Origin of the sequence: Shewanella sp. 3_MG-2023, assembly GCF_030548765.1 — a bacterium.
In the GTDB taxonomy this organism is placed as follows: Bacteria; Pseudomonadota; Gammaproteobacteria; order Enterobacterales; family Shewanellaceae; genus Shewanella.
Genome location: NZ_JAUOSH010000021.1, coordinates 37,969 through 55,820, shown reverse-complemented (window position 1 = coordinate 55,820; position 17,852 = coordinate 37,969). Strand labels below are relative to the sequence as shown.

At 44.5% G+C, this 17,852-nt stretch carries 4 protein-coding genes; all 4 read right to left on the bottom strand.

What is annotated here, in order from left to right; translation table 11 throughout:
• Positions 1-6: 6 nt before the first annotated feature.
• The 4 genes from Q4591_RS13015 to Q4591_RS13000 are packed head-to-tail and all read right to left on the bottom strand — an operon-like array spanning position 7 to position 17,559.
• Positions 7-6,090, bottom strand: a complete 6,084-nt coding sequence (locus Q4591_RS13015; RefSeq protein ID WP_303461418.1) for a beta-ketoacyl synthase N-terminal-like domain-containing protein — start codon at positions 6,088-6,090, stop codon at positions 7-9.
• Positions 6,091-6,104: 14 nt separating this feature from the next.
• Positions 6,105-8,420: a PfaB family protein gene (locus Q4591_RS13010; RefSeq protein ID WP_303461378.1), complete on the bottom strand. Its 2,316-nt coding sequence runs from the start codon at positions 8,418-8,420 to the stop codon at positions 6,105-6,107.
• Positions 8,417-16,705, bottom strand: coding sequence for a type I polyketide synthase (locus tag Q4591_RS13005; protein ID WP_303461376.1), 8,289 nt, complete (start codon positions 16,703-16,705; stop codon positions 8,417-8,419). The genes Q4591_RS13010 and Q4591_RS13005 overlap by 4 nt, the downstream gene beginning before the upstream one ends.
• On the bottom strand, positions 16,702-17,559 hold the full coding sequence (locus tag Q4591_RS13000) for a transcriptional regulator (RefSeq protein WP_241901113.1): 858 nt from the start codon (positions 17,557-17,559) through the stop codon (positions 16,702-16,704). Before Q4591_RS13000 ends, Q4591_RS13005 begins: the two co-directional genes overlap by 4 nt.
• Positions 17,560-17,852 lie beyond the last annotated feature (293 nt).

Sequence of the window (17,852 nt, the reverse complement as noted above, 5' to 3'; positions counted from 1 at the left end):
TAATCCTTATGCCTCTTCGATACAGATTGCGATATCTTTTACTTCGTAAATTCTTAAGCCATCTTTGCTTAAGTTTGCGTCACCAATAATGATGCGCTTGCCGTTTTCATCTTTCACGGCGCTGATATGCACGTCTAATGACATTTGCTTGTTCAGCGGGTTAATTTGACCGCGATACTTCCACTTTATGTCAGATAAAATCTGGCCAAACTTCGGATTGGTAAAGCCTTTACCTAAGTCTTTACTGATGGCGTAAGTTTGCATTAACTCGATAATAGCTTCAACGCCTAATGAGCCAGGCATAACCGGATCTTGATGAAAATGGAACTGGAAGAACCAATCGCTTGGGTCAATGGTGCGTGAACCCGATAGGTAACCTAGACCATTTTTACCGCCTTTATCAACGATTTCAGCTTTGTCGATAAAGTTAAGCTGACCGCCAGCTAAGCGATAATGTGGCTGGTTAGCAGGGGCGTGGAATACCCGCGACTGCTTATCGAGTAAATCGACAGTAATATCAGCGGCGACATTATTATCAATATGCCAAGGATGAGTAATACGGCCGTTATCAATCCCTAATTGGTTTTTAAGGGCGTCGCCTTTAAAGTAACCAAATACTGCGCTGCCTTTATAAAATGGCTCGCCATCAACACTTAATTCAAAGGTAAAGCTTTGAATGATGTTACTACCTGCAATCACGGTGGATAATAACTTTGAGTCATTGACGATAGTTTTACCGCGTAAATCAACATCACGTAATAGCTCACCGCTACCATCTAGGTTACGGAAGAATAACTCTTGGCCCGGGAAACCTAGTGTGGTGCCCATATAGCCTGAGATAAAGCCGTTAGGTTGCAGAGAAATTTCCATTAATACCGAGTAAGGCATCACTGAAGCGTGGCTGTTTTTTGTAAAGTACCAAGCGTCTGCAGGCACTTCGTATTCAGCGATACACGATGACGGCTTTTTAAGTTCGCCACGTTTACCTTGAATATCGACCACTCGCGTAGTGAGCTGCAAATCGCCACATGGGGTACGTGGTGGTATAAAGCCGCGGTAAATGCTGAAGTCTGGGCCAAAACAGTTTTCAATGTTGCCGGTTGCAAATTCGAACATGTGGTATGGCGTAAATGGTAGCGTATCAGGGCTGCGGTTTGGGTAATCAGGAATAAGCGGCGCTTCAACATGTTGCAGCGGAATAACGCCTTTATTGGTTGCTGCAGATAGGTCAGGTATTTGTGACATTAACGGTGCATTTTTTGATGCTTGGCCGCTAGCTTTACTCGTCTCAGTACTCGAAACAGTCGCAGTGTCGTTAATAACAGTATCGTTAATATATCGCGCGCACTCGCTCTCTTCTTTAAGCATCACACCCAGATTTTGGAAATCAACCACAGCTTTACCGTTAAGCAAAATATCAATATTGGCTTTGGCATATGGGCGAGGGTGAATACCAATCTCAGTCACTTCCATGCGGTAAGTCAGTTCACCGTGTTGTGGCAGAACTTGACCACGACAACGCACTTTTTGCGAGGCATTTTCAAGTGGCTGGAAACGACCATTTTCAACTAAGGTGTGCATACCAATATGCAGCATGAAGAACTGCAGTAATTGACCACAACCTTCAGCCATTAGTGAGCCAGCCATGACCTGGTCGCCCTGGAAATGACACGGGAAATACCAGTGATCAGGTGCCAGTGTTTTATGACCTTCAATGAAGCCTAAGCCCCATGCGCCGCCATGAACATCTAGATTGCCAACTTGCTCAATCATTAAGAATTTTTCAGAGGCGAAGCATAATGAATCTTGCTTACCTGAAGCCAGTTGATGGTTTTGATGCTCACCAGCAAAACAAGCGCCGATATCGGCGTGCAGTAAGTTATGGATTTGACCATAATCAAACTGGGTTTGAGCGCAATGCAATAATGGCTCAAAACGTGGCTTATTCGGGTTGTTAAACGCATCTTCACGCAGTTTAATTTCATCTTCGGTGCGAATTACGCCTTTACCATCATCAAGTTCTTGGTCAGTAAAGAAGCCTGCACAACCACCGTCCATTTTCAGGATCATCTTATCGCCAACAAAACACTCGTAAGAGAAGAAGAATAATAAGGTGTCGCCATTTTTAGCGAAATTATTAATCTTAATGTCATAACGAAGCGTGTCGCCACCGCGTGGTAAGTCGTCTAAAAAGGTCAGCGTACAATCAAGTAAACGATAAACGCGCTCACCTTTGTTTTCAAAATCAATGCCCAAGTAACTGATCAGCATTAAGTCACATTGACCAGATTCAACCGCGACAGCCCAAGGTATTTGGCCATCAACTAAATAGGGCGCATCAACTGGGATATCATATTCAGTGGTCATTGAACATGGCTTATATTGGTTCATGGTGGCGTCTAATTTAGTGACGCGCGAGACCAATAAGTAATCAGTGGTAGGCAGGCGTACGCGGCGTGAGTAGTTATCAATAACAGCGTAATCAGGACCAAATACCTTGGCGATGTCGCCTTCAGCGTATTCAACTAAATCAGCATAATTCCAGATACATGGCTTATCCGCAGGGATAGGCGCGATATAAGGTGGCACACTGGCATGATTTGGGCGCAGTGTCGGCGCGACTGCGACTGCAACTGGCTGAGCTAGCACGTTTACTGCTTGAGTCGGGGCGCTTTGTACTGGTAAAGCGTACGACTGACCATTGGCCTGCGCAAGTTGCTGCTTCATCAGTGCATCAGCAACTTTCAAACCTTCATTACGGCTTTTTAAGAATGCCAGTTGCGCTTGATGTGCTAACCACTGGTTTTGTTCAAAAGCAGTTAGATGTGCTGGCGGAACTTGTGCTTGAGCTTGTGCAAGCGAAGGTGTTTGCACTGAAGATGCAGGTTCCTGTTTAGCAGGACTGAACTGGGTAGAACGATCTGAAAACGGCATAGGGGACTCTATTATTGTTGATGGTGAATTCACCATCGCTTGTTTAGTCGTTGAAGTATTTTGCTGCTCACTCATTTGAGGTGCTTCAAAATGTCCTCGGCTCGTCATTGCTGTGACAGCAGCAGACGCTAAGGGTTTTATTTGGGCTGTTTTAGCTCGGATGCTATTAATCTCAGCCAGTGGCGCATCGACAATATGTTGGTAAATATCGCGGCCACCAAGGCTAACTTGCTTAACTAAGCTGAGCTTCTTGGCTGTTTGCTGCTGGATATCGATGTCTAAACGCTGCTGACTCGCACCTTGTTGCTGTGAAGTTTGACTCAGCAATAGCTGTGAACATTGGTTTTCACTCAATGTGGCTATGATTGCATGTTGAGGCTCTGCTGCGTTATTGAGAGCAAAAGACTTAGGCAGTGCTAACAAACCATGTAATAAACTGGCGATTCCAGATGCAGCAAAGGTATGGCCAATACAAGATTGAGCAGTAGTGCTTAGGGACTGGCTAAACAACTGCGATAAGGCTTGCGAAGCCTTGATGCTTGACGTGTTTAAACAAGCAGGTGCTTGGTTTAATTCTACTAATTGAATATCCGTACTAGTTAACCCTGTTTGAGTCAGCAAGGTATCAGCGATTGAGCCGATTTGTTCACTATAACCAAATTCAAGGCTTTCAATGGTGCCGTAACTGCCAGCAAAGCCAGATGCATTTATATCTGAATCAGTCATATCTTGATCAGAAAGCGCGCCTAGGGCTTGATGGATCAAATCTATATTGGAAGCATTTGCTGTAGCGGCTTGTAATACGATTGCGCCAGCACCTTCACCAATTGATAAGTTCTGCTTACTGGCACTAGCTTGAGCAAGCGAGGCTGTCTTTAGGACGATATTCTCAATGCTACCTGATAAGTCTACTGCAGCAATAATCACTGCATCCAAAGGCTCTTGGCGAGACTCCATAGCCAGTAGATTTTGCGCCACATCAATACAGCGGTTAACCGATTGCTCACCGGCAGAAATCGTGAAAGCAGGGCCATTGAAGTCCCAAAGTGATGAGATGCGCGATGCCATAATATTACCAATGAAACTGGTATATTGATTTAACTTCGCCGCATCTAACACGCTATCCATCGCAATGGTTTCAAGGGCTTGGTATTCAGACTCTGACAAGTTAACGCCATGAGCTTTTAGGCTGGCTGCTATTTGCGTATGCAAGTTAACACGGCCACGGAATTGATGTAATTCAAGCTCTGTTTCCATGGCGACTAGCACAGCAACCTTACTGCCTGATTCAAGCTTGGCGTCATGAATGGCTTCATCTGCGACTTTCATTAATAGCAGTTGTTGCGAGATTAAGCGGTCATCTTCATTTGGCGGCACTTTGAAGCGCAAGAAGTCAAAATCAAACTGATTGATGTACGCACCTTTTGGCGCCGCTTCACCTTCAAGGTTAATACCAAACTGTGATAATAATTCTGGGTGTTTATCTAAGCCTTTCCAACGTTGTTCAGGCAGGGCTGTAAATGCCGATTGTTTAGCATCAATCGCTTTAGCAAAGGCATTAATACTTGATAGTGGCCCGAAATGAGCCGCCATACCGGTAATGTGCATTGGCGCTTGGGCATTGATTGTAGAAGCTTGAGTCGTAGAAGCATTAGCTGTAAAAGCATTAGTCTTCGAATCAATCGTTTGAGCTTTACCTTGATAAGACTCAATTAATAAATGCGCGTTACAACCACCAAATCCAAATACCGAGACTCCCGCATGGCGAGCATTATTCCCTGCCTTATCAGGCCAAGGCAGTACATCACTTGGCAAGTTAGTGTTACCAAAAGTACTGTTTGGTGAATTGATGGGGGCGCTGACATTGATACTCGGTGGTAACACACCTTGGCGCATGGCAAAAATCATTTTCATGATCCCTGGCATACCTGCAGCCGTTAATAAGTGACCTAGATTTGATTTAGCCGAACCAATTAATGGCGTATTCGAGCCATTAAGCTTATCTGCAAAGAAGCGTTCCATTGAGGTGAGTTCAACTTTATCACCTAGTGGGGTTCCCGTTGCATGGCACTCAATCACTTCAATATTGGCAGGGCCAAAGCTTTCATCATGCATAGCCGCATCGGCATAAGCACGTTCAAAGGCTTTTACTTGGCCGTCGCTATTTGGGCTTAGTACAAATTGGCCTTTACCGTCATTAGATAATCCAATACCGCTCACTAAAGCGTATATATGGTCACCATCTCGTTCTGCATCTTCAAGACGTTTTAGCACTAATACGCCAGCACCTTCACCAGCAAACAGACCTTTAGAATTACTATCAAAAGGCGCTGAAATACCATGATCTGGGTAAGCGTGAAATATTGAAAAACCCATATTAATAAAGAATGGGTCAGCACCTGATACAGCGCCAGCTAACATCATGTCAGCTTTACCAGTATGTAAGTAATCACAGGCAAGTTTTAATGAGTAAACTGAACTAGCACAAGCTGCATCAAGGCTTAATTGCGCCGCGCCTAAACCCAGTGCATCAGCAACCAGTTTCGATGCATTATGGGCAATGGCACCATTAGACAGTGATGCTGGGATTTGCTGCTGATTAAAACCGTCACCATCAAATGATTGTAAAGTGAAATTGGGTTGCTGCAATTTATGCTGCAAGGCTTTTTCAACTGCGCTGTGATATAGCGGTACAAATAATTCATTTGATTTTGCTGTTGGGAACGACAAGGTTCCCATGACAATACCGGTGCGATTAAGCGTTAGATTGTGCTCAGCATTATTAATATCAACACCCGCATCAATAAGGGCTTTACGGGCAGTATCGGTCGCCCATAAAAAGCTGTCGTCTAAGCCGTTAAATTGCTGCGCTGGAATGCGGTAACCTTCAGCATTAAAGCTGAAGTTTTGAATGTAGCCACCTTTGTCGCAATAAAAGCGGTCTGATTCACCTTGTACACCCTGATAACCGGCCGGATTAGCGTTCAGTTTTTGACTGCTAATGGTGCTACGAGAATCTTTTTTATCCAGCAGGTTTTGCCAAAATTTAACGGGCGTGTCAGCGTCAGGATATTGGGTGGCTAAGCCGACTACTGCGATTTTAGGTACGCTGCCAGCGTTATTTTTATTAGCATCGCTAGAGGCAATATTTTTCATATTCGATTGAGAACTCAAGATTGTTCTCCTTCTAATTGTGGGGCTAAAGTAGCATCCGCTTGAAGATTGTTCACTTCAAACTTAAGTGTGCTAGCCAACAAATTCGCTAACCCTTGTGTAAGGCAGGTCAGCGAAACAGGTGCTTTGTGGCTGATAAGCTGGGCAATACATTTAAGCAGCGCAGTTTGATCGTCTCCACCTTTGGCATTGACGGCAATGGCTTGGCAAGGCTCTGAAACTGTAGGACTTGTGCGAGCAATTTTATCAATCAAGGTGGTTGTTTGGCGATCGGCGCCGATTTCAACAAAAAGTTTCGCGCCTAATTTACGTGTGTTGTTAACCAACTCAGTAAAGTTAAGCGGCTGACAAAAGGTGTCAGCGATTGAGGTTGCAATATCAAGGCTGCTGACATTAATCGGTTGTGAACTTGCTGCGCTGATAAATTTTATCTGTGCAGTTTGTTCAAGCTGCTCATTGTGGTGAAGCGCTTGTTGATAGAATTGAGCCACTTCGCGATGAATTAGCATGGCTGGCGCAGTATGCATTGCGGTCACGCGATTTGCTGCAATGCCGCGTTTGCCGATTTGTTTTAGCAGCGCTTTACAACTGGCTTCACATCCTGCCAGCACGCAAGTATCACCTTGAATGATAGCGAGATAACAACGAGGATATTGGGTTAAAACCGCTTCAATATCGGCTGGGGTTGCTCTAACCACAAAACTATTCCACACGATATCGTCGCTTTGATTCAGCTGCCATGCCTGGCGCACGCAATCTAAACGACCTGAAATATCGGTAGTAAAAATAGTACTGGTTTGCGTCGCCTCAATCATACTGTGGGGTTGCTTCCAAATACCAAGACTTGCCCACATCGCCGCTTCGCCCATGGAGTAACCCATGGCAAAGTTAGGTTTTACATTAAAATATTCGCTAAGCACTTTGGTTAAGATATAACTTGCACCCACACCTGCAATCGCCAGTTCACCTAAACTCATATCAGTGACTTTAGCGTTATCAGCATAAATGCTATCTGCTTGCAGCATGGCTTTTACATCACCATCACGTTCTAGCTGAGCATATAAGTCAGGGAAGAAGCGTGGCAGTTGACTGAACATTTGTGGGTATACAGTGCCGACACCCGGGTAGACGAAACAAAGACCATTCGTGCCCAATGGCTCATTGGCCGTGAGTATCAAACAGCTACCTGATGGGGTCTTGTATTCAACTTCCGATGGCGAGCTTGCTAATGTATCTGAAGTACTTAGCATCGCCAACATGGCTTCAATCTCGCTGCATGCAGTTTCAATTGAATTGCCCATGATCACCGCAGCTTTTGCTGCTTGGTGATCAAACTGGTTTAGATTGTTCAACATCAGTGCTAACAGCGTGCTGTGGTTGACATTGATTGCTGAACTGGCACTTGTATTGGCAGCTGGGCTAGTAGTAACACTGGCACTTGGGTTAGTAATAACTGCAGCAATAGCGTTTAGCTGGCTTTGTAACTGCGTCAGTTGCTGCTGTATACCTGAGACTGTGCTGGCAGATATTGGGAAAAACAATCTGGTGTTATCAAGTAATGAGCTTGCCTCACCAAGTTCAGTTCCCTGAACGAATACCACCGCGTGTTGCATTTCGGCTTCAATAAAATTGAAACTGGCGACGCGGCTTTGGTGCATTTCACTAAACCAATACTGTTTATTCGTACTGTTATTCTTACTGTCATTCGTTGTTGGCAAGCTACGAGTCGCAAGGTGGCCAATCAACTGAATCAGTTCAAAAAACTTATCTTTATAGCTAGTGCAATGAGTCGCATCGATTTGAGTTGGGCTAACATGAGCCCGTTTGGCTTGAGTTAGTGCTTGTTGCACTGCGTCTGATAACTCGTGGCCTTCACCCATACCGGTTAAATAGGCATGGGGATGACATCGATGTTTTGCTGCAACAATGGCTGGCATCATTAACAAGCTATATGGCAAAGCTGGATGGCTTAGCAATACCGTTTGTTGTTGCTCAATACGTTCAATCGCTTGAGCTAAATAGTCGCGAAAACTCATGTTTAAGTTTGTGGCGGTATTTGATGTGCCATCTAATGACGACACATCAATTTCAAGCGGGATGGCTGTCGCGCCTAATGTTTCAGTCAATGAACAAGGTTTGATAGCAGCAAATGCATTGTTATTTGCATGCAAGGAACCATTAGCTCCATTAGCAGCTTGCGCCAATGATGCAGCATCATTGGCAATCAGTTTTAAGGCGATGCGCATGCTTTTTACTGATGCAACTTTTGTTGGCTCAGGCTTTGACATCACAGAAGTTGATTGATTACTCACACCGACTCCTGCAAATCAGCAAGTGCTTTAGCCGGGGCTAAAAAAGCCTCATTCAAGCTTTTGCTAATGGTTGTTTTTGCCGCTGTCATGGTGCAACTTAAGCGACCATCTTCATGGTAAAGCGCAATGTCAGCAGTCAAAGAGCGACTAGTACTTTTTACGACATTAAGCACTAAATAACCTTGGTCATTTGATGCAAATGGCGCATAAGTGGTTAGCTCACCAATGGTTGATGGCAAACTTGCTGCGTCATGCTTTATTCGCGCCCACACTAGCATTGCTTGTAGCAGTAGATCTTCTGCAAATGCCTGACTACCACCGATTTCAAGTTGCGCTTCAAAACCTAAACAATCAGTTTGTTCAATTTCTGGCAAGGTCACTTTACAAATAAGCTGGCTATCATTTGCAACCAATACTTGCTTGATCCCTTGTAAACGTGGGCCATGAAATAAGCTGCCGTTTGAATAAAGTTCACTGTCAGTACTAATGGCCTTGTTGTTTTTAACCTTATCAATGATTGACGCTAACTGAGCCATTTTATCGGTTGCTGTAGTGGCAACTTCATTAAGTAATGCACTGTTGACGATTAAGTTCGCTTGGTATTGCGGCCTTAATAACGCGTTAGCATCACTGTTACCGTCAAGTACCCGGCTAGAAATCAATGCTTTTAAGCCTTCAGCGGTTTCAGTTAACTGCAGAGTTAACTCTTGTGGCTGGGCCGACTCAAAAATAATGCCTTTAAGTAACTTATAATCTTTGGTGCTTACAGGTAAACCACATAGCTTTTGCGCTGTTTCACGCATCCATTGTATGGCGCACACTGTCGGCAGTACTGGATTACCCGCGATGCAATGATCTTCAATGAAGGGCATTGCAACCGGATTAAGTACTCTTACAACAGATAAGCTGCGAGGCTTATCTGCTGCAGTTGCACTGTTAGATACAGTATTTAAAAAAGATAATGTCAGCGAACTCTCAGCATTTAGCGCAGAGTCCGCATTAAGCTTTTTTACAGCTGAACCAGTTGCTTGTGCTGAAGAATCTGAACCTTGCATGCTCGAACCAATCAGCATTTGAACACCGGTTTCAGATAACAGACTGTGGGCAAATAAGTTTGCGCCTTTATCTAACGGAATAACGTAAACGCCACGTTCAACAAACATCTTCTTCAATGCTGAGCTGACCATTCCGCCATCCCAAGGGCCCCAGTTAAAGCTCATTACTTTGGCTTGCGGATAGTTATTGGCAAGTTGTAATGCGGTTTTATTGAGGATCTCATTGGACATTGAATAGTCACTTTGTCCGGTGTTGCCGTAGAAACCAGCAGCAGATGAAAACATAGCAACCAGCTTTAATTTACTGGCATCAATGGCATTAATGATACCTGCAAAGCCGGTGACTTTAGTGCCGTATACACGACCTAATTCAGCTAAGGTTTTGTCTTGGATATGCTTATCAGCCAATACACCTGCGCCATGAATGATGCCGGTAATTGATTTGAAAGCTGAAAGCGATTGCTTAATGGCATCATCTGAGCTGACATCCATACTGATATATTCAGCACTTGCGCCCACTTCAGTGAATGCTGCTAAGGCGCGGTCAATTTCTAAACTACTGGTAATTGGCCATACTAACGCGTCAATTTGTTTTGGCGTTGGCTTGTTACCTTGAGATTGAATAAAACCAATTGCAGCCGCTTTTAATTCTTTAGCTTGTTTGCCTTGCGCCCATGTTGGCAAGTTTGCCCCAAGGTGTTGGCTACGGCCTGCAAGGATAAAGTGAGACTTTGTCTGTTTAGCAAGTGTAAGCGCACATTCAAATGTAACCCCCTTAGCACCGCCTGTGACTAACACAGTATCATTGCTATCAAGGGTAGTAGTTTGATAGCGCGTTTTTGCGGTTGTGGTCGCTGTTAATGTATGACGGCCTTCGCTACTAATACCTACCTCAACAATCTGATTGGCAGAATTAACATCAAATAACTCAGCAATAACGGCATCAGCAAGGTCCACAGCTTCAAAGCTTGGGGCGATATCTAATGCTCGACAAAACACTGTTGGCCATTCATGGCTAAGGGTTTTACTTAGACCTGAAAGCGCTGCTTGATTTAACTCTGCAGTGGCGAGTTCATTACTGTTTAAGTAACCAAAACCACCATCAATACGACTAACCGTCATAAAGCTTACACGTTCAGTTTTTGCTAATTCGGTAAAGCTTTTCTGCAGGTGCTTAGCCATTAAAAAAGCTTGTTCAACAGCAACAAAACCTGCATCACTTAGCTGCATGACATTGTTCGCAGTGGCAAGTTGTGGTTGTAGGTGAACAAAACCAGCCACTTTATGGGCTTTACTGATTTGTGCAATGACATCACTAATCGCGTCATCATTTACAGCCGTTAGGTTGTAACTTTTGATATCACTGCTTAGCGGTGATTGTGCGCTAGTGACTGATTCTGGACTACGAATAACGGCGACGGTTAGGCCTGTTGCGGTGAGTTTTTCTGCGAGAACGCCTGCGTTATGACCATCATCATTGATGACGATACACGCGTCTTTTGAAAAACCATCAACTAACTTATCCGCCGCTGGTAGCTTTTTTAGCGCGACTTCCTGATGTGGAGGTAAGTCAGTTGCTAATTCAGATACTGTAGTCGCTGTCGTGTCAGAAACTACATCAGCTGATAGCTTGCTGTTTATAGCGCCTGTGGCGAGTTTAGAGTTCATATAAGATACGATTTCACCAAGCGTGCGACACTCAGCTAAATCTTCTGGGTTAAGCTCTGGTAAACCTGGTAGCTCGTCTTGTACCGTACCAAGAATCTCTACGCGCTTGATAGAATCGATACCCAGATCTGCTTCCATGTCCATGCTAAGTTCTAGCATTTCAGTTGGGTAACCAGTTTTGTCAGCAACCACTGACATCATGGTGCTTTGTACTTGTTCAGCACTTAAACCAGAAGCGACAGGTGCCACTTGAGCTACAGTTGCTGACGCAGTAGCAGAACCAACTGGTAACTTAGAGTTCATATAAGAAACGATTTCACCAAGGGTACGACATTCTGCTAAATCTTCTGGGTTAAGCTCAGGTAAGCCTGGTAGCTCATCTTGAACAGTCCCTAAAATCTCAACACGTTTTATAGAGTCGATGCCTAAGTCTGCTTCCATATCCATGCTAAGTTCTAGCATTTCTGTTGGGTAACCAGTCTTCTCTGCAACAACTGACATCATAGTGCTTTGAATTTGTTGGGCGCTCAAGGCTGTCTCAGCGGATAAACCAGAAGCTACAGCAGCGGCAGAAATCGCTGGTGATTCAGAGCTCATAGCGCCTGCGGCTGGCAGTTTGCTGTTCATATAAGAAACGATTTCGCCAAGGGTACGACACTCAGCTAGATCTTCTGGGTTAAGTTCAGGTAAGCCCGGTAGTTCATCTTGTACTGTGCCTAAAATCTCAACACGTTTGATCGAATCAATACCTAAATCCGCTTCCATATCCATGCTAAGTTCTAGCATTTCTGTTGGGTAACCGGTTTTTTCGGCAACCACTGCTAGCATGGTATTCAATACAGTTTCAGCCGATAAACCTGAAACGACATTAGAAGCAACTGGCGCAACTGAAGCTGTAACGGCTCCAGCGGCAGGCAGTTTAGAGTTCATGTAAGATACGATTTCGCCAAGAGTACGACACTCAGCTAAATCTTCAGGGTTAAGTTCAGGTAAGCCTGGTAGCTCATCCTGTACAGTGCCTAAAATCTCAACACGTTTGATTGAATCAATACCTAAATCCGCTTCCATATCCATGCTAAGTTCTAGCATTTCAGTTGGGTAACCGGTTTTTTCAGCAACCACTGCTAGCATGGTATTCAATACTGTTTCAGCCGATAAACCTGAAACTACAGCAGAAGCAACTGGCGCAGCTGCAGCTGTAACGTTTCCTTCCGCTGGTAGCTTAGAGCCTTCAGCGGGTAACTTAGAGTTCATAGCGCCCGCGGCGGGCAGTTTGCTGTTCATGTAAGATACGATTTCGCCAAGGGTACGACATTCAGCTAAATCTTCTGGGCTAAGTTCAGGTAAACCCGGTAGCTCATCTTGTACTGTGCCTAAAATCTCAACACGCTTGATTGAATCGATACCTAAATCGGCTTCCATATCCATGCTAAGTTCTAGCATTTCAGTTGGGTAACCGGTTTTTTCAGTAACCACTTCTAGCATGATATTCAATATGGTTTCAGCAGATAAACCAGAAACGACTGAAGAAGCAACTGGCGCAGCTGAAGCTGAAACGGCTCCAGCGGCTGGTAGTTTACTATTCATATAGTCAACGATTTCGCCAAGGGTACGACACTCAGCTAAATCTTCTGGGCTAAGCTCTGGTAAACCAGGTAGCTCATCTTGTACTGTACCTAATATTTCAACGCGCTTGATTGAATCGATACCTAAATCCGCTTCCATATCCATGCCAAGTTCTAGCATTTCAGTGGGGTAGCCAGTTTTTTCAGCAACCACTTCTAACATAGTGTTCAAGACTGTTTCTGCTGATAAACCAGCAGGCATTAATTGCACTGGAGCTGCTGACGCTGAAATAGGTTCTGCAGTAACGGTTCTTGCTGGTGCTAATGGGGCTGTTACTTTTGCTGCAGGCTCTTGTGCTATCTGTGATTGTGTTACCGGAGCTTTTGCTACTGGCGCTGCAACAGGCGCAGGTACTTGAGTTGGCGTTTGAACTGTCGCTGTTGCTGCAACAGCCTGAGTCATTGCTGGAGCTGCTGTTGTTGCTACTGTCTGCGGCTGAACTGGCAGCGAAGTGCCTGTTAGCATAGCAAGGGCAGACTGGCTTGATTGTGCTTGCTGCTCAAGGAACAATGTATGGCTTTGTAGTGTTTGTGCTTGATGCTGGTGGAATAGCTCCATTGAGCGCTGTAAGCTCTCTGGAATAGCGAGTCCTGCCGCAACCATTTTGCTTTGCTCTGTCATCAGGTGAGTAAAGGTATCACCGTATTGTTGAGGAATAGCCAAGAACTGCTGATGTAAGTTTGCAGCTTGTTGCTGGGCATTGAAAAATGCTTCTAAGCTACCAGTTCCTGCAGCAGGTTGCGCTAGTGCATTGCCAGCTACAGGCGCAGTGGTTACTGTATTGCTAACAGCTGGTGCGTTGGCATTGGCTGAGGCCACTTCAATATATTCAGTTTTTATCACTTCTTTTTCCACAATCTTTTCTACTATTTTCTCAACTGGCTTTTCAACAATCTTCTCAACGATGGTTTCAACCACTTGTGATGTTACTTGACCTGTCGCCAATGATTTTTCCATTTTTGCAAGGGTTGGCGCGCTAATATGGTTCGATGCATTCAGTTTGACGTTCATGCCTTTAGGTTTAGCAGGCGCTGCAATGTCAGCTTGGTATGGATCAATTTCAGTCAAGGGTGCGCCCAATACACAAAGTTGCATAGCAGCAATGCGAAGCTGGGTATCACTATTACCTTTAGGATTCGGGTTTATGCTGACAACAGAAACTGACTCAGCTTTATCGCCCAAGGTGGCTTGTACCAGTTTTTGAAGAATGTTCTTAGGACCAAATTCAACAAATACCCGTGCACCCGCGTCATACATATTATTTAGCTGATCAGTAAAGCGCACTGATTGCAGCATATGTTGCTTGAATGCCGCTTTAATTGATTTAGCATCTGTTGGGTGTTGCTCACCGCTAGCATTTGAGAACAAGGCTACTTTACTTGCGCTAAATTTGACTTTATCAATGGCTTTAGCAAATGGCTTTTGTGCATGACCCACAAGCGGAGTATGGAAGGCGCCAGATACTGGCAGTGCAATTGCTTTAAAGCCTAATGCGCTAATGGCTTTAGCCGCAGCTGCGCAACTTTCAGTAGGACCTGCAATAACAAGCTGAGTCGCTGAGTTGTAGTTAGCCACTTTTACGCCATCAAAATCACTGATGCAGCTTTCTAATTTTGCGATATTTTCAGCATTGGCCGCGTCAGCATCATTTGCTGGCAAGATAATGGCGTACATGGTGCCTTTATCAAGTGCATTACCGTCTTTATCAACAGCAGATGCTGCCATTGACTCGCCGCGTGCAAAAGATAATTGGTAGTAGTCATCATTAGAGATAACACCCGCTGCACATAATGCAGAAAGCTCACCAAAGCTGTGACCCGCAAACATGTCAGCAGCAAATCCTGCTTGAGTGAATAACTGGTATTGACTCATGCTGACGACACCAATGGCGCTTTGGGCGTTATCAGTGCTCGTCAGTAACGCTGCTTGAGCCTCTTTATCTGCTTTTTCAAATGCAGGGATTGGAAATAAGACTTGTGAAAGCGGCGTTTTGTTAAAGCTAGCGAAGACTTTATCAGCCTTGTTAAGCTGCTGACGCATTTCTGGGAAATGACAAGCGACTTCAATACCCATGTTTAAGTATTGAGAACCTTGACCTGCAAATAAGGCTGCAACTTTAGCTGACTTGTTACCTTTAGCGGCAGTATTAATTAAAGCGGCTGAGCGGTAGCTAGTGCCTGAAGGCAATTGCCAAGCATCACTGCTTTGGCTTTCAAGCTGTTTTAATGCCAATTGTAATTGAGCCGTTAGCTCTGCTAAATTCGCAGCAACTAAGCCTAAACGTGGCGCGTTTACATCTAATGTTCTAACGGCATATTGCTTAGCGATGCGGGTAAGTTCAGCTTGAGCAATACTGGTGTTGTCAGTATCAGTTAGCTTAGCGATGGCAGCGATTAACGTGCTAACTTCAGTTTGAAGTGCCGCTTTATTATCGGCGCTAATTAACACACTTTGAGGTACTTGGCGTTGACGGTATTTCGCATCACGAGCATGTTCTGCTGTGTATTCTTCAAGCACCATATGGAAGTTAGTACCGCCGAAACCAAATGAGCTAATACCAGCACGACGCGGGGTGCCATCAGGGCGCGGCATCCAAGGGCGGGTTTCGGTATTTAAGAAAAACGGCGAATCTTCAACATTTAGTTTGGGATTAGGCTTAGACACGTTTATGGTTGGTGGCAGCACTTTATGATGCAGGGCTAGGGCTGCTTTAATAACACCTGCCGTGCCAGCTGTTGACTTAGTGTGACCCACTTGAGACTTAACTGAACCTAAAGCAATGTGTTGTTTAGTGTCATTAAACTCGCCAAAAACGGACTTAAGACCGTTAAATTCAGCTACGTCACCTGCAGCAGTACCTGTACCATGTGCTTCAATTAAACCAACAGTGTGAGGCTCAAAACCGGCATCATCATAAGCTCGTTTTAATGCTTTTGCTTGGCCTTCTGGGCGTGGCGCATAAATTGATTTAAATTTACCATCTGATGACGCGCCCACACCTTTAATAACAGAGTAGATTCTATCGCCATCACGTTCAGCATCTTCAAGACGCTTCAGCGCCACCATGCCGATACCTTCACCGATCATCATACCTTTTGAATCGATATCAAATGGTTGAATGGTTTCGTTAGTGGTAAATGCAGGCGTTTTAGAGAAACTCATATACATAGAAGGTGAGTTATCAGTACACACACCACCGGTGATCATCATTTCACTGCGGCCTTCAACCAGCTCTGTTAATGCCATACGCATAGCGGCTAGTGAGCCTGCACATGCTGCATCAACCACACAGTTCATGCCACCTAAATCAAAGCGGTTAGCAATACGACCAGCGATAACATTACCTAAAGACCCCGGGAATGAGTTTTCTTCCCAGTGAACATATTGGTCTTGGAATTTCTTGATCAGCATATCGCTGTCAGCATCACTTAAGCCGCTACTTTTAAATACCTTTTTAAGTACAGGATATTGTAGGCGCGCAGTTAGGCTAGCATTGATTTTTTGACCGCCGCCCACGCCGAGCGTAATACCGATTTTATCGGTGTCATATTCAGGTGTTACACCCGCATCGGCAAGCACCTCTTTGGCGATAACCAATGATAATAATTGTGAGGTGTCAGTGAGCTCTAGGATATTTGGCGGTAGGCCAAACTCCATAGGGTTAAAGTCAACGTCAGGGATGAAGCCACCGCGCTTACAGTAACTTTTATCTGGGGTTGTTTTGTCTGCATCGAAGTAATCTTCAGGGCGCCAGTGCGACTTAGGTACTTCAGTAATGGCATCAATTTTTTCACTGATTAAGTCCCAAAACTTATTCAAGTAACGCGAATTAGCAAAGATACTTGCCATGCCGACAATGGCGATAGGCATATCTTTAAGACGCTTATTGAGTCGTTTGTCTTCAACTAACTCTTGTGGGGTCGGTTCTTGGCTCATTTTGAGTCTCCGTTGTTCAGTCTATCCATAGCTGAATTATTTGTAGAGTGTGCTGCTTCCGAAGCATGCATGGTTTTAGCGCCCGGGAAGCGAGCTAAAAAAGTGTGGTAATTTTTTACGAGTAATTTTCTTAAATGAAACGGGCCGTGCTTTAACACATAAGCGATATAGCGATTAGTCGCTTGGGTATGGCTGTCTTGATAGATGTCGAGATAAACCCAGTCAGTTGCGAAATCAACACCCAGTAAAATCGAGTAACTTTCTTTATCCGTTAATTGTGGTGGAATCGTCAGTGACACCACTTGCACCACATTGTCTTGAGTGGCTTCAGGTAAGGATAAGGTTTTGGCTAAGGTTTCTGGGTTCAAAGTATAAGTGGCGACATCAGTGCCTTGAACAATAGGTAACTGGTTGAAATAGCGCTCGGGCACATAGGGGCTTTCGAATTCATCAAGCTTTGATACCCCGTAGCGTTTTAAGCAGCGGGCAAGCCCTGAGCGAGAGACATCCTTATTAATAAACTGCTGGGTTACCTTAAGCAGTCTGTCCAACGGCATTTTTAATTGGTAGCGCAAACCGATCACCACATACTCTTCCATTGGCGACAATGTGGTTTTGAGGTGATGTGGCGTGGTGGGGGTATCGCTGACAGAATCACGCTTACGCCACTTTCTCACGGTGGCCTCTGAAATATTGAGGATTTTAGCTAATTGGCTCACGCTAAAGTCAGACGTTTGAATGAACTGACGCATTTCAGGGGTGGTGGTGGCATTACGGTGACGCACCACTGGCGTGCTAGTGTCTGTCGTCACTGATTTCTTTATCGCAGCTTTTGCGCTTGGCTCTGCTGTCATTTATATAATGCTACTGTCATTAAGGCTTAACCTTGGTCTGTATTTTTGCAATACAATCTGTTGGGACTAGTAAAGATGAACAATAGTTAATCTTCATAATCATCGTTTTAGCACAATCGAGCAAGCAGAGTACCTGAGGTTTCGGGTCGATACAATCACCCGAGACTGATTATTCACAGATCAGACCATAACTAGCGAGCAGTTGTAAGCTCAAATGAGTATTTGTTATGAAATTTAATTGGTGAGTTAAAGCCTGATCTAGGTCAACTTTTAATCATAGTTACAGTTCTATA